We start from the raw sequence: 14,137 nt of genomic DNA, 5'->3' as shown, positions 1-14,137 counted from the left end.
TGTGACAAAAAGATAAAAACTAACAAACAGATTTGCTTTTTAACACTCAACATACTTTTTCATAAAGGCACGTGTTAGTATGATAATAGAATAATGAATAATATAGAAGGAGGATCATACATGAATTGGAACGAAGAAGTTGAGAAAAGAAGAGAGAGTCTTATAAAAGATACACAGGAATTTTTACAGATTAAAAGTGTATTGGATGAAGACTCAATAACAAGTGATGCTCCGTTTGGAGAAGGAATTCATCAGGCATTTTCTCATCTCTTACATTTAGGAGCAGAAGCTGGCTTTACTACTAAAAATGTTGATGGCTATGCAGGTCATATTGAATTAAAAGGAAATGGAGAAGAGGTTGTAGGAATATTATGCCATGTTGATGTTGTTCCAGAAGGTGATGGCTGGACAAGTGAACCTTATGGTGCAGAGATTCGTGATGGGAAAATTTTTGCAAGAGGTGCGATGGATGATAAGGGTCCAACAATTGCAGCATTTTATGCGATGAAAATTGTGAAAGATTTGCAATTACCGTTAAGTAAAAATGTTCGCATGATTATCGGAACAGATGAGGAAAGTGAATGGCGCTGTGTTGATCATTACTTTAAGCATGAGAAGATGCCAGAGTTAGGCTTTGCCCCTGATGCGGATTTTCCGATTATTTTTGCTGAAAAAGGAATTATTGATTTAACGATCGAACAAAATGGATCTTTCACTGATTTACCATCAGATATTGTTCTTCATTCCTTTGAGTCTGGAAGAAGATATAATATGGTTCCAGACTTTGCTAAAGCTGTTTTATCATCTCATAATAAGAATGAAATCATGAAACAATTTGAATCATTTATTCATGACAAAAATATAAGCGGACAGGCTACAATTCAAGAGCAAACGATAAGTTTAACTGTTGAAGGTGTCTCAGCACATGCAATGGAGCCTAACAATGGTACGAATGCGGGCATTTTGTTAGCTGAATTTCTACATAATCTGAATCTTGATCAAAAAGGCGAAAATTATATACAAGCGATTGTTCATTATTTCTTAAATGACACGCGCGGTCATAAGCTCAACATAGCATTTTCTGATGAAGTTAGCGGGGAACTAACAGTTAATCTTGGTGTGATGAAATACACTAAAGACCAGCTAGGCAAAATTGGAGTAAATATACGTTATCCTGTTTCAGGAAATGCTGAAACAATAAAAACTGAAATAAACAATGTAGAAGGCTTTTCATTAGTATCATTTGATGACTCGAAACCACACTATGTGGAGGAAAATCATCCCCTTATTCAAACGTTGAAAAAAGTGTATGAAGAACAAACTGGAGAAAATGCTGAGCTTATAGCGATTGGTGGAGGAACTTATGCAAGATCATTAGAAGCTGGTGTTGCTTTTGGACCTTTATTTCCAGGTAGACCAGATGTTGCTCACCAAAAGGATGAATATATTGACATTGAAGATTTGCTGAAAGCAACAGCCATTTATGCACAAGCAATATATGAATTAGCAAAATAAAGCTTGTTTGTGAGAATAAAGAAAAAAGCTGTCGAGGCATCTCGACAGCACGGGGAAGGGAAATTTCTTTTCCCTTTTTAAAATGAGAAAACATCACTTGATAAGTATCTTTCACCTGTATCACAAGTGATACAAACAACAACATCATCAGGTGTTAGACGTTTTGCAACTTCAATTGCGGCATAGCATGCAGCTCCTGAAGAAGGACCAACTAACAGTCCTTCCTCACGTGCTAATCTTCTTGTAATGTCATACGCTTGTTCGTCTTCAATTTTAAAAATCTCATCATATACATCTTGATTTAAAATAGGTGGTATAAATCCAGGGCTTGTCCCAACTAGCTTATGGTTTCCAGGTTTACCACCTGAAAGGACAGGAGAACCGGCAGGCTCAACAACATGGACTGTTACATTTTTATAATGCTCTTTTAAGGCTTCACCTGTACCTGTAATGGTACCGCCAGTTCCAGCTGTCGCAACAAATGCTGAGAGTGGTTTGCCGATTTCATCAAGTGCCTCGATAATCTCCCTTGCAGTTGTATGTCTATGAGCATCAGGGTTTGCATGATTATCGAATTGCATCGGAATAAATGAATCAGGAATTTGTTTAGCTAGCTCCTCAGCTTTCTTTATTGATCCTGGCATTCTTTCGTGTCCCGGAGTTAGAACTACTTCTGCTCCGTAAGCTTTAAGCAAGTTAATACGTTCTTTTGTCATCGTGTCAGGCATAACAAGGATCGCTTTATAGCCTCTTGCAGCCGCGTTCATTGCAATTCCAATTCCGGTATTCCCACTAGTTGGCTCAATAATCGTTGAATTTGGCTTTAATAAGCCTTGCTTTTCTGCCTCAACGATCATGTTGAAAGCTGCTCGGTCTTTTACACTTCCACTTGGGTTAAAGAATTCAAGCTTTAAATATATCGATGCACCATTTTCTGGGTTTAAACGATTTAACTTAACTAGAGGTGTATTTCCGATAAGCTCTGATACGTTATTTGCAATTTTCATGTTGCCACGTCCTTTTTCTTTTATATAAGGTTGTTATGTGAAAACCTTGTTACGTAGTATTTTTACTAAATCACTTATTTTATAATATAGACAGTTAACAGTATAGCAACTGCTGAACGCATTGTATATGAATCGACCTTTTAAAGCTTGGATATGTGGGATAAAATAAAATTATCTTGAATAACATTGGGGGCTGCTATGAAAAAACATTATTTTATTGCTGTACCTATTGAAGAACATCATCAACAGCTTATTCAAAATTGGATTACAACCTATAAAAATAAATTGCCCTTTCAATCATGGGTCCATCCAAATGATTATCATATTACATTAGCTTTTTTAGGTGATGTAGGGGAAGATGAGAAATTAGAGTTATTAGTCGAAAAAATCAAACAGACTGTTCAATTTGTTCCACAATTTGAATTGTTTTTAAAAGGAATCGACGTTTTTGGTAAGCCTGATTTTCCAAGAATTTTTTGGGCAGGTTTAAAAGAATCAACGAATCTACAGCAGTTCCAAAAACAAGTGTTTGACAGATGTCAAGAAGTGGGGTTTCAACTTGATAAAAAGCCTTTTCGTCCACACATTACGTTAGCTAGAAAATGGAAGTCAGAAGAGCCTTTTAGAAAATGGTCACAACTGGATCATGCTTTTGAAGGAAGTTCATCTCATTTTAAAGTGGAGAAAATTCATCTGTATCAAACAAATCTGAATAAAATTCCAAAGTATGAGGTGGTTGAAACATTTCTTTTGCAAACTTTGGAGAGTGTAAGAGAATGAAATACGTTAAGCTGATTCTTCAAATTACTTGTCTATATGGAATTTATAGTATAGGTGAAGGAATACGGGCACTTATTAAACTTCCCATTCCAGGAAGCTTGATTGGAATGGTTTTATTATTTCTTGCTTTCCATTTTAAATTGATTAAAAGGAATTGGTTTTCTTCCGGGGGATCATTTCTTTTGAAAAATTTGCCGATATTATTTATTCCTGCAACTGTGGGAATTATTGATTATCTTAATATATTTAAAGGATTTGGCATTATTACCTTATTCATTGCATTTAGCAGTACGATGATCGTTATGGTGGCTTCAGCTTATATAAGTGATGTTCTTTTGGCAAAAGGGAAGAAAGTTCATAAAGAAAAGGAGCTATCTTTATGACATTTTTAATAGGGTTATTTTTTATTTTGATAACTTTACTTATTTATAGTCTTATGAGGAGACTCTACACGAAATTTTCGCACCCGATTTTAGTACCAATCTTTACGTCCAGCCTGATTATTGTCATTATTCTTCTTATAGCTAAAATATCTTATAGCTCATATATGATTGGTGGTCAATGGATTGAGCATCTTTTGGGTCCTGCGGTTGTTGCTTTTGCAATTCCACTTTTTGATCACCGGGAGATTTTAAAGCGTAACATATTAAGTATTTTTACTAGTGTTTTCATTGGTGCGCTAATTGGTGTATGTAGTGGTATTATCATGAGTCTGCTAACTAATGTAGACGAAAAACTATTGCGTTCGTTAGCACCTAAATCTGTTACGACCCCAATAGCTATGGACATAAGTGAGATGGTGGGAGGAACGCCGACTCTTGCAGCTGTTTATGTAATGATTGCTGGAATTTCCGGAGCAATGTTTGGACCTTACTTGATGAATTTGTTTAAAATAAAACAACCAATCTCAAGGGGAATAGGCTTTGGGACTGCTTCACATGGGATTGGAACGGCAAGAGCATTAGAGATGGGAACTGTTGAAGGAGCCATAAGCTCAATTTCAATGACGCTAAGTGCAATATTTACTAGCATTCTTTGTCCAATACTTTTATCCTTATTTTTATAAAGAAAATTTAATGAAAGAGGCTACAACACCAGGGGACCATCAGTTTACGACTAGTGGCATACTGCCTTTGTAGTAACTAAGTTTTTAAAACAGCAAAATAGGAGTTGTTCAGCGTTTGGCGCAAATCATTAAGCTTTTTGATTATATATCCCGCTATGAATTAGATGCTTATCGTTACCCAAGTCAATTCATACGGTTAAAGAAACAGCAATGGGAAAAGGTATTTCAGGCCTGGGAGAATAACATGTTCCATACAGTTATGAAGGTAAGTGAAACGCTTGATAACCAGCGTGAAGAAGAAGATGAGAAATCTACTTTTATAAAGAAATTTAAAAAAAGGTTTTCAAAGGTAGAACAAGAGCAACAAATGATTAAACCTTTAGTAAATGATTCGGCTTTAGATGATGATGAATTACAGTTTCAATTTACGACCATTCCAAAGACACATGAGGACTTAAAGCATTTATTTTTAGATTATATTTTTCGTTTTCAAATTCGATGGGCAAGTTCAACAATTCGTGAGAAATCCTCTATTGATCATGCTATTTATCGAGATCAGTTATTGCCTTATTTTGTGAAACGTCTTCCCGATCATTATTTACTACTTTATCGTCCTGTTTTTAAATTGAAAAATGCACCAGTAGAATTGGATATTATCTTAATTGGAACAACGGAAATTTATTGTTTAACAGTTGTAGAACAATTACCTGAAACTGTTTTTATCGGGTCAAAGGAGAAATTTTGGACAGCACGAAGAGGGGAAGCTGAACGCAAGTTATTAAATCCTGTACTTAGTTTAAATCGAACGGGTACGGTTGTACAAAAATTAATTCGTTCACAAGATATTGATATTTCAGTTAAAAAATTAATTATAAGTCGCAACGGTTATGTTGACTATCCCTTTGCTCCACATGATATTACGATTTTAGATAAGAGAAATTATGAAGAATGGTTTCAAAGGCTAAGAACCTCATCAGCGCCTTTAAAGCACACTCAGTTAAAAGCAGCACAAGTTCTCTTATCCCACTGTTTAACCAACTCATTTAACCGAAGCGAATGGAATGAAACAACATAAAAGTAACTAATACCCAATTTTAAATGTATATAAAATGAAGGACAAGAGGATATTTTGTCCTTTATTTTATTTCCAAAAAAGCGCATGATTTAAAATGAAAACCTAATAAATGGGACATGAACACAAAACTGACAAATACATAAACTATGAACAAGATGGAGCTTCAATATGAGTGTATTATTTTTGATTATTCACCGGGAATCTGGTTATGGTAGAGGAAGTAAAATATGGAAAAAAGTTAAGAAAGAACTTGAAAAAAGAAAAGTATCTTTTCGTTCTTTCTATACAGAATATCCTGGACATGCGGAGGCTCTTGCCAGACAAATTGCCACAATCCAAGACTACCGTCTAAAAACTGTTATTGGGATAGGTGGAGAAGGCACAATTAACGAAATTGTAAACGGTTTAAGTTCATTTGATAAAATACAGATGGGCTTTATTTATACAGGAAGTAGAAATAAATCATTGACCAATTTCTCTTTATCCTCTGATCCCAAAAAAGCTATAAAACATTTATTTCAACGCTGGAACGCACCTTTAAAAGGATATTATTTAGGGGAATATCGTGTTGAAGGAAAGAGTGGGAAGAATTATTTCTTCAATCGTGTAGGTATAGGTCTAGACGCCAGCATACTGAGTCAAGAAAAAATGGTGGTAAAGATAAAGTCAGATTTGCCCATTTTAGGGCATGTCAGGTTTATTGTCGGGCTATTAAAGGTATTATGGAATTATGAATTATTTTCAATATCTCTTGAAATAGATCAAGAGCAACCCTTGGAGTTTGATTCAGTATGGTTCATCATCGTTTCTAATCGTTCTACTACTAGAGATGGAAATTTACATGTTTTAATCATAAAAGAAGCTAAAAGGCTTAAATTACTACCTTTATTATTATTGACTAAGGTAAGAAACAAAACAAAAAATGAGTTTATTGAGGAACTCTCTTGCAAGGAGATCACAGTTAAGACTGATTCTATTCGACTTGTTCATGCTGATGGAGATGTAATAGGAGAAAGCCCGGTGATCATCAAGATTAGCGAATCACATAAGGCATGTATCTTATAGATGTTATAGTGTTAACTTTGAGAATTCTACCATTAGTTAAAAATTTTTCTAAATTAACAACAAAAACTCTCATATGGGGGTGCTCATCATGCTGAGTATTAATAGGAGATTCCAAGCCTTTTTAGATAAAATGAATGAAATTGCAGTTATTATGCCTAAGGAATTTGATAGCGAAAATAAGGCTTTTTTTATAAAGATTGATCAAAATCACGAGGCTCTATCAATAGTAGAAAAAATTGATATTGGAAAACAAATAAAATTTGTCTGTAGTTTATCGAACCCACTATCATTTGGGAAAACCTATATCATTAGTGATGAAGATGGTTTAGAAACAGATTTACAAATAGGAGCTGTCATTCGATCGGAGAAATTCGATAAGAAATTTTATTATGATGGCAATGACTTAGGAGCAAATTATACTAAGGAAAAAACAGAGTGGAAAGTCTGGGCTCCTACAGCAACCATTGTAAAACTTCGAATTTATCGAAGCGATGGAACACAAGTTGATACTTTCCATATGATTCGATGTGAAAAAGGTACATGGTCGATTACAATTGATGGTGATTTTGAAGGATATTATTATACGTTTCTAGCTTGCATAAATCTTGTGTGGAATGAGGCAGTTGATCCATACGCAAGAGCGGTCTCAATTAATGGAGAATACGGTGTTATTATCGATCAAAGCTTAACAAATGTACCAATCATTATGCCGCCTGCACTTAACCAGAAAACGGATACCATCATCTATGAGGTTCATGTTCGAGATTTTTCTATTCATGAAAATAGCGGGATGAAAAATAAAGGGCAATATGACGCGTGGAAGGAGTTAAATACGAAAAATAGTCTAGGCGATTCTACAGGCATATCCTATTTGGAAGAGTTAGGTGTAACACACATTGAATTGTTGCCTGTAAATGATTTTGAGGAAGTTGATGAACAAAAACCATTCGAAGCATATAACTGGGGCTATAACCCTCTTCATTACTTCGCTCCAGAAGGGAGTTATTCTGTAGCACCTGAAAACCCATATAAGCGAATAATAGAACTCAAAACACTTATCCAATCTCTTCATAAACAAAATTTAAGAGTTATTATTGATGTAGTTTTTAATCATGTTTATTCTAAAGAAAATTCTTCATTTGAAAAGTTATTACCGGGTTACTATTTCAGGCATGATGAAAATGGAATGCCTTCTAATGGAACCGGTGTAGGAAATGATCTTGCCTCGGAACGAATGATGGTCAAAAAGTTTATTACAGATTGTGTAAAGTATTGGATGAATGAGTTTGATATAGATGGTTTCCGTTTTGATTTAATGGGCATTCTTGATGTTAAGACAATGAATGAGGTTCAAAAGGAAGTTCTAGAGATAAAAGAAGATGCGATTTTATTAGGAGAAGGATGGGATTTGCTTACTCCATTACCTTATGAAGAAAAAGCAATCATTCCAAATGCTCATAAACTGCCAACAATAAGCTTTTTTAATGACCAGTTTAGGGATGTAATTAAAGGTAGTACATTCAGTGTTCAAGATCGCGGGTTTGTATATGAAAATCTTGATACTCTCGAGCAGATGAAAGCACTTATAACTGGATCACCTACTATGTTTCATGAACCTCATCAATCAATTAATTATGTTGAGTCACATGATAATCATACGATGTGGGATCGCTTTTTATCTTTTGCAGATGCTGAAAGTGAAGAAATAAGAAAGGCAAGACATCGGTTAGCAACAAGCATTGTTCTATTATCTCAAGGCATCCCCTTTCTACATGGTGGTCAAGAATTTTTCCGAACAAAAAACGGTGTAGAAAATAGTTATAACTCTCCTGACGAAATCAACCATCTAAATTGGGATGAAAGATCACAACAAAAAGAAAATGTTGAGTATATTAAAGGGTTGATCAAGCTTAGAAAGCTCCATGGAGGGTTTCGATTATCATCTCAAGAATTGATAAACAAACATGTCTATTTTAATGATGATCCTCACCTTCTTTCTTATGAAATGGAGAATGTAGGAGCCTATGGTCCATGGGAAAGAATAGTTGTGATCCACCATCCTCAATGTAATAAATCGTATCAATTTAAACTACCTGGAAATAAGGGATGGAAACAGATTGTTAGTCCTTCTAGTATCCTACTCGATCAACCTATAGATGTAGATAATAAAATAGAGATAAGAGAAATTGGAACATATGTTTTTTGTAAAAACTAGGATTTTTAGTTTTGCTTGACTAGTCTTAGTCTAAGAGGCTAAAATTTAATAGGATGGCTATAGTGCAAAGAGTCTATAATCACTAATAGCTATCCTTTTTATATTAGCGATTATTTATACTATTGTAAGAACCTAAAGAAAAATAACTTTTTCATAAATTTTTATACGAAATGTTGGGTTGAAATTGAAGGTGAACTGGTTGGAACAAGTATTAGGTAGCGAGTGGAAAATTACACCTGCTGGAGGAGCAACAGGAGATGCATATTTTGCAACAAAAGAAGGGCAGGAGCTTTTTTTAAAGCGAAACAGTTCTCCATTCTTAGCCGTACTCTCTGCAGAAGGCATCGTTCCAAAGTTAGTGTGGACAAAGCGGATGGAAAACGGTGATGTGATTACAGCACAACACCGCCTAATTGGCCGCGAGTTAAAGCCAAAGGACATGAATGGGCAAAATGTTGCTGAATTGCTGCATAAAATTCATCGTTCAAAAGAGCTTTTAGATATGCTGAGAAGATTAGGAAAGCAACCGCTCACTCCAAACTCCATAATTGAAGATATTTGGCAAGCAGTTGCTTTTGAAGGATTCGATATTCCTGAAATTACTGAAGCTATAGAGCTCTTAGTCAAACAATTGCCAAATGTTCAATGTAATGACCAAGTTGTCTGCCATTGTGATGTGAACCATAATAACTGGCTTCTATCTGAGGATAATCAATTATATTTAGTTGATTGGGATGGAGCTATGATTGCTGATCCTGCTATTGATATAGGCATTTTACTTTACTGGTATATCGATGAAGCTGATTGGACAGAATGGCTTTTATCATACGGTTTGGAGCTGGACGAGCATTTAACAACTAGAATTTATTGGTATGTGCTATTGCAAGCTTTAACCTCTTTTTTATGGTACCATGCAAAAGAAAACGAAAAAGAAAAGCAAAACTGGGTTGAGCATATTAGAATCATACTTGATAAAATAAAAAACCGTTAAGAATACGTATCAATATCATTAATCCATTGTGATAATTGATTTTGATGTGATTCTATATGTTGATCTAATGATGCTGAATATTTGCCCGTTTGGCTATAGTTATATATATCTTCAAGTAGTTCCTTTGATTGTTGATTCGTATTTGAATGAACCATAAGAGATTTTATGACTCTTTCCAGCTGTTCACACTCTGCTACAGTTCCACAGCATTCACTTTGATGATCTGATAAAATATCTTTTAATAAGTTTACCTGATCCTGGTATTGAATTGGCAAAATTAACACTCCTTTTAAATAAGCCATATACCTTAATTTGTGTTTATTAAGTAAAAATATACAAGTAAATCTTATTATTAGAAAATCAATTTTTACTTAGGTACTGACTGGATAAAAGTCAGTCTTTTTATTGTAATGAAAGAAGAAGTGTAAGTTACACAATTCCTAAATAGGTGTACTTAGATAAGCCTTGCGAACAAGCTTTTTTCATGTTATGTTTTAGAACGATATAATAACGATAGAGGTGTCTTCATGCGTTTACGTAATAAACCTTGGGCTGGTGAATTTATCGCTGAGCATTCTGACTATGCTATTTCAAACCCTGAAAATTATAAAGGGAAATGGCATGAAGTGTTCGGTAATCAAAACCCAATTCATATAGAAGTAGGAACAGGGAAAGGGCAATTTCTAGCAGGAATGTCTCAACAAAACCCTAACATTAATTATATTGGCATAGAGCTATTTGATAGTGTGATTGTGGCTGCAATTCAAAAAGCAGTTGATAAGCAACTTTCAAATTTTAAGTTGCTTAACGTGAATGCCAAAAATTTAACAGAGTATTTTGATCAAGGAGAAATAGATCGTGTCTACCTGAATTTTTCTGATCCATGGCCAAAAGTACGTCATGCAAAGCGACGTCTTACTTATAAGAGTTTTTTACAAATGTATGAGAGCGTGCTTGTAAAAGGTGGAGAAATCCATTTCAAAACAGACAACCAGGGATTATTTGAGTATTCTCTTATTAGTTTTTCAGAATATGGACTTCGCTTAAAATATATTAGTCTTGATCTTCATAAAAGTGATTTTGAAGGAAATGTTATGACCGAATATGAAGAGAAATTTTCTGAAAAAGGTCAACGTATTTATCGTGTAGAAGCTAAGTATATGAATGAATAAGTTGTGTTTTGAGGAAATGGTGATAATGGCCATTTCCTTTTTTGCGTTTTATGCTATTGATTAGAGGATCTCACATCTTTTTCCTAACGATTATCTCTATGGTAAAATAATAGATGGGGAGGGGATGTTAATGGAAACATTTCAAATTGGTCAAACGAAGATGACATGGTTAAAGGGTGGAGTAACTTTTCTTGATGGTGGGGCAATGTTTGGGGTAGTCCCAAAGCCGTTATGGTCTAAAAAATATCCTGTTAATGAAAAAAATCAAATTGAACTGCGAACAGATCCAATCTTGATTCAAAAAGATGGGTTACATATTTTAATTGAATCTGGAATAGGTGCAGGAAAGTTTAGTGAAAAGCAGCTTCGGAATTATGGTATTCAAGAAGAGTCTTCTGTTGAAGAAAGTCTAGAACAATTGGGCCTAACAACAAATGATATAGACTATGTATTAATGACTCATATGCATTTTGATCATGCTTGCGGTCTCACGAAATGGAAGAATGGGCAATTAACATCCGTATTTCCTAAAGCGAAGATCATTACTTCTTCAACTGAGTGGGAAGAAATGAGAAATCCAAATATACGATCAAAAAATACTTATTGGCAAGAAAATTGGGAGCCAATTCAAGAACAGGTTGAAACGTTTCAAACATCACTATTAATTGAAGAAGGAATTACTATGTACCACACTGGTGGGCATAGTGATGGTCATTCTATTATTGTTATTCAAGACGGGGGAGAAACAATCGTTCATATGGCTGACTTAATGCCAACACATGCTCATAAAAACCCTCTTTGGGTCCTTGCATATGATGACTACCCTATGACTTCAATAGAAAAGAAACAAACATGGTTGAATTTTGCTGGAAATAAAAATGCCTGGTTTACCTTTTATCATGATGCATTTTACCGGAGCATAAAGTGGAATGAACAAGGTGAAATAATCGGTAAACTAGATCGAGTTAGAACATAGTTAAGAGGATAAGGGCATTTCAAATGAAATGCCCGACTTTAAGCGATACTGCTTAGTTAATTTTTTCAACATGAACAATTGTTCCGCTGTTTGTGTCAACAAAAGCCTCATACTGCTCTAATTGATCCTGTACAGTTCGAGACACACCTGCTTTATAAACTTCATAAGACAAATGGTCAGTTGAGAAGTTTTCTGGAACTGTATAAATCCAAGACCCATCAATGGATCCTTTTTCCTTAAAGGCTTTTTTCACGATTTCAAGTGCTTTTTCAGATGAAATTTTGCTTGATTTTAATTGGTCTTTTACTAAATACGTCCCGGCAATACCTAAGCCTAAGCCAAGTAAAAAATATTTGCTTTTCACGTTTCATACACCCCTTTTTTATATGTCTTTAACACTGTGTTTGGGTATCTAAAGTTTCAACTCTATAATTAGTATACAGAAACCTTTAAGTCATGTTAAGAACGATTAGATGAGGTAATAGTATGTTTTAGTATGACGGGCTATTGAATCAAAGAAGTCATTACATAAAAATCAAGGCTAATATAAGGAATTGTGTTATATAAAAAAGATCTAGAGTACATAAAAAAAATTTAAAAAAGATGAAAAGAGGGAAAACATGAATCAAGAAACATTAGAGTTGTTTAAAACATTAACAGAGCTGCCGGGTGCACCAGGGAATGAGCATCAAGTACGTGCATTTATGAAAAGTCAATTAGAGCCAATATCAGATAAAATTGTTCAGGATAAATTAGGTGGGATCTTTGGGGTTCGAAAAGGCGAGGAAAACGATCCAACGATTATGGTAGCTGGACATATGGATGAAGTAGGATTTATGGTTACTGCTATAACAGATAATGGGATGCTGCGTTTTCAGCCATTAGGTGGATGGTGGAGTCAGGTACTTCTTGCACAAAGAGTACAGATTATTACAGACAATGGACCTGTTATTGGGGTTATAGGCTCGATACCACCTCATTTGTTGAGTGAAAGTCAGCGCGCAAAACCAATGGACATGAAGAACATGCTTGTTGACATTGGGGCAGATAATCGTGATGATGCAAAGAAAATTGGAATCAAACCAGGTCAACAAATTGTCCCTATTTGTCCATTTACACCTATGGCAAACCCTAAGAAAATTTTAGCCAAAGCTTGGGATAATCGCTATGGATGTGGACTTGCAATTGAATTATTAAAAGAGTTAAAAGATGATAAGCTGCCAAATACATTATATTCAGGTGCGACAGTACAGGAAGAGGTTGGATTAAGAGGTGCGCAAACAGCCGCAAATATGATTAAACCAGATTTGTTTTTCGCATTAGATGCTGGTCCGGCAAATGATATGAGTGGAGATAAAAAAGAGTTTGGTCATATTGGCAAGGGAGCAGTTCTACGAATTTACGACAGATCGATGGTTACACATCGTGGAATGAGGGAGTTTGTTCTCGATACAGCAGAAACAAATAAGATTCCTTATCAATATTTTGTTTCACAGGGAGGAACAGATGCAGGTCGAGTACATGTATCAAATCAAGGTGTTCCTTCGACTGTAATTGGAGTAAGCTCCCGCTATATCCATACTTCTGGATCTATTCTTCATGTTGATGATTATGCAGCAGCAAAAGAGCTTCTCATACGGTTAGTTAAACAATGTGATGCAACAACGGTTACAACAATAAAAGAGAATTCCTAAGAGAATAAGGGAGAGGCATACCGTGAGAATAGCAATTGGAACAAAAAATCCGACAAAAGTAAATGCAGTAAAAGGTGCCTTTGCTAAACATGTAGATGCAGAATTTATATCAACAAATGTTTCATCAAATGTTTCTGCACAGCCTATAACTGATCACGAAACGTTAACAGGTGCTATGAACCGAGCGAAAAATGCTCTTAAGGCTGAAGGTTCAGACTCAGATCTTGGGGTAGGTTTAGAAGGTGGCCTGGTAAAAACAGATTTTGGTTATTTTTTATGTAATTGGGGAGCACTTGCTGCACCTAAGTCACAACCAATTATTGCAGGTGGGGCTAGAATAATGATTCCTGATGAAATAGGTGATCTTGTTTTTAGTGGACGTGAATTAGGGGATGTAATGGACGATTATGTAAAGAAAAACAATGTTCGCCAAAATGAAGGGGCAATTGGAGTCTTTACAAATGGACTTGTAGATCGCACAAAAATGTTCCAAGAACTTTCAAGTCTTCTTATCGGTCAATATTTATATCAACAGAAACATAAATAAGAAGTAAGAAAACCCTTCAGTTATCTCTTTACTG

Annotated in this window: 15 protein-coding genes; 12 read left to right on the top strand and 3 right to left on the bottom strand. The window is 35.1% G+C overall.

All coding sequences use genetic code 11. The features are described from left to right. Positions 1-120 precede the first annotated feature (120 nt). On the top strand, positions 121-1,515 hold the full coding sequence (gene pepV, locus LPC09_RS19255; RefSeq protein ID WP_098794955.1) for a dipeptidase PepV: 1,395 nt from the start codon (positions 121-123) through the stop codon (positions 1,513-1,515). Between the two features lie 77 nt (positions 1,516-1,592). Here the strand turns inward: pepV and cysK are convergent, their stop codons facing one another. Then, on the bottom strand, positions 1,593-2,522 hold the full coding sequence (cysK, locus tag LPC09_RS19250; RefSeq protein ID WP_098794956.1) for a cysteine synthase A: 930 nt from the start codon (positions 2,520-2,522) through the stop codon (positions 1,593-1,595). Positions 2,523-2,720: 198 nt separating this feature from the next. Between cysK and thpR the strand changes: the two genes are divergently transcribed. From thpR to LPC09_RS19215, 7 genes are all read left to right on the top strand, one after another. Next, the gene (gene thpR, locus LPC09_RS19245) at positions 2,721-3,302 is read left to right on the top strand and encodes an RNA 2',3'-cyclic phosphodiesterase (protein ID WP_098794957.1); all 582 of its coding nucleotides are present in this window, start codon (positions 2,721-2,723) and stop codon (positions 3,300-3,302) included. Continuing rightward, complete coding sequence (locus LPC09_RS19240) at positions 3,299-3,685, top strand: CidA/LrgA family protein (protein WP_098794958.1); 387 nt, start codon at positions 3,299-3,301, stop codon at positions 3,683-3,685. Before thpR ends, LPC09_RS19240 begins: the two co-directional genes overlap by 4 nt. Continuing rightward, entirely contained in the window at positions 3,682-4,368 is a 687-nt protein-coding gene (locus LPC09_RS19235) for an LrgB family protein (protein WP_098794959.1), read from the top strand. Before LPC09_RS19240 ends, LPC09_RS19235 begins: the two co-directional genes overlap by 4 nt. A gap of 115 nt (positions 4,369-4,483) precedes the next feature. Further along, positions 4,484-5,443 carry a nuclease-related domain-containing protein gene (locus LPC09_RS19230; RefSeq protein ID WP_098794960.1) on the top strand — a complete coding sequence of 320 codons (960 nt, stop codon included), beginning with the start codon at positions 4,484-4,486 and terminating at the stop codon, positions 5,441-5,443. A gap of 168 nt (positions 5,444-5,611) precedes the next feature. Beyond that, on the top strand, positions 5,612-6,508 hold the full coding sequence (locus LPC09_RS19225) for a diacylglycerol/lipid kinase family protein (RefSeq protein ID WP_098794961.1): 897 nt from the start codon (positions 5,612-5,614) through the stop codon (positions 6,506-6,508). 88 nt (positions 6,509-6,596) lie between these two features. After that, a complete protein-coding gene (gene pulA, locus LPC09_RS19220; protein ID WP_231308045.1) occupies positions 6,597-8,723 on the top strand; it encodes a type I pullulanase in 2,127 nt (708 codons plus the stop codon). A gap of 190 nt (positions 8,724-8,913) precedes the next feature. Next, the gene (locus tag LPC09_RS19215; RefSeq protein ID WP_121663092.1) at positions 8,914-9,714 is read left to right on the top strand and encodes a phosphotransferase family protein; all 801 of its coding nucleotides are present in this window, start codon (positions 8,914-8,916) and stop codon (positions 9,712-9,714) included. Here the strand turns inward: LPC09_RS19215 and LPC09_RS19210 are convergent. After that, positions 9,711-9,998, bottom strand: coding sequence for a YtzH-like family protein (locus LPC09_RS19210; protein ID WP_373995127.1), 288 nt, complete (start codon positions 9,996-9,998; stop codon positions 9,711-9,713). The genes LPC09_RS19215 and LPC09_RS19210 overlap by 4 nt on opposite strands. Before the next feature lie 243 nt (positions 9,999-10,241). Between LPC09_RS19210 and trmB the strand changes: the two genes are divergently transcribed. Together trmB and LPC09_RS19200 are read left to right on the top strand one after the other, a co-directional pair. Further along, complete coding sequence (trmB, locus tag LPC09_RS19205; RefSeq protein WP_098794965.1) at positions 10,242-10,886, top strand: tRNA (guanosine(46)-N7)-methyltransferase TrmB; 645 nt, start codon at positions 10,242-10,244, stop codon at positions 10,884-10,886. A gap of 130 nt (positions 10,887-11,016) precedes the next feature. Beyond that, a complete protein-coding gene (locus tag LPC09_RS19200) occupies positions 11,017-11,862 on the top strand; it encodes a YtnP family quorum-quenching lactonase (RefSeq protein ID WP_231308044.1) in 846 nt (281 codons plus the stop codon). A gap of 52 nt (positions 11,863-11,914) precedes the next feature. Here the strand turns inward: LPC09_RS19200 and LPC09_RS19195 are convergent, their stop codons facing one another. Next, positions 11,915-12,226 (bottom strand): PepSY domain-containing protein, encoded by a 312-nt coding sequence (locus LPC09_RS19195; protein ID WP_098794967.1) that lies wholly within the window; start codon positions 12,224-12,226, stop codon positions 11,915-11,917. A gap of 256 nt (positions 12,227-12,482) precedes the next feature. On the opposite strand from LPC09_RS19195, the gene LPC09_RS19190 reads away from it, so the two are divergent. Both LPC09_RS19190 and LPC09_RS19185 read left to right on the top strand, forming a co-directional pair. Next, entirely contained in the window at positions 12,483-13,556 is a 1,074-nt protein-coding gene (locus LPC09_RS19190; RefSeq protein WP_231308043.1) for a M42 family metallopeptidase, read from the top strand. Between the two features lie 22 nt (positions 13,557-13,578). Beyond that, a complete protein-coding gene (locus tag LPC09_RS19185; protein ID WP_231308042.1) occupies positions 13,579-14,103 on the top strand; it encodes a DUF84 family protein in 525 nt (174 codons plus the stop codon). Positions 14,104-14,137: the final 34 nt, after the last annotated feature.

The organism is Metabacillus sp. B2-18 (assembly GCF_021117275.1).
GTDB lineage: Bacteria > Bacillota > Bacilli > Bacillales > Bacillaceae > Metabacillus.
This window is presented reverse-complemented; position numbering and strand designations above follow the sequence as displayed.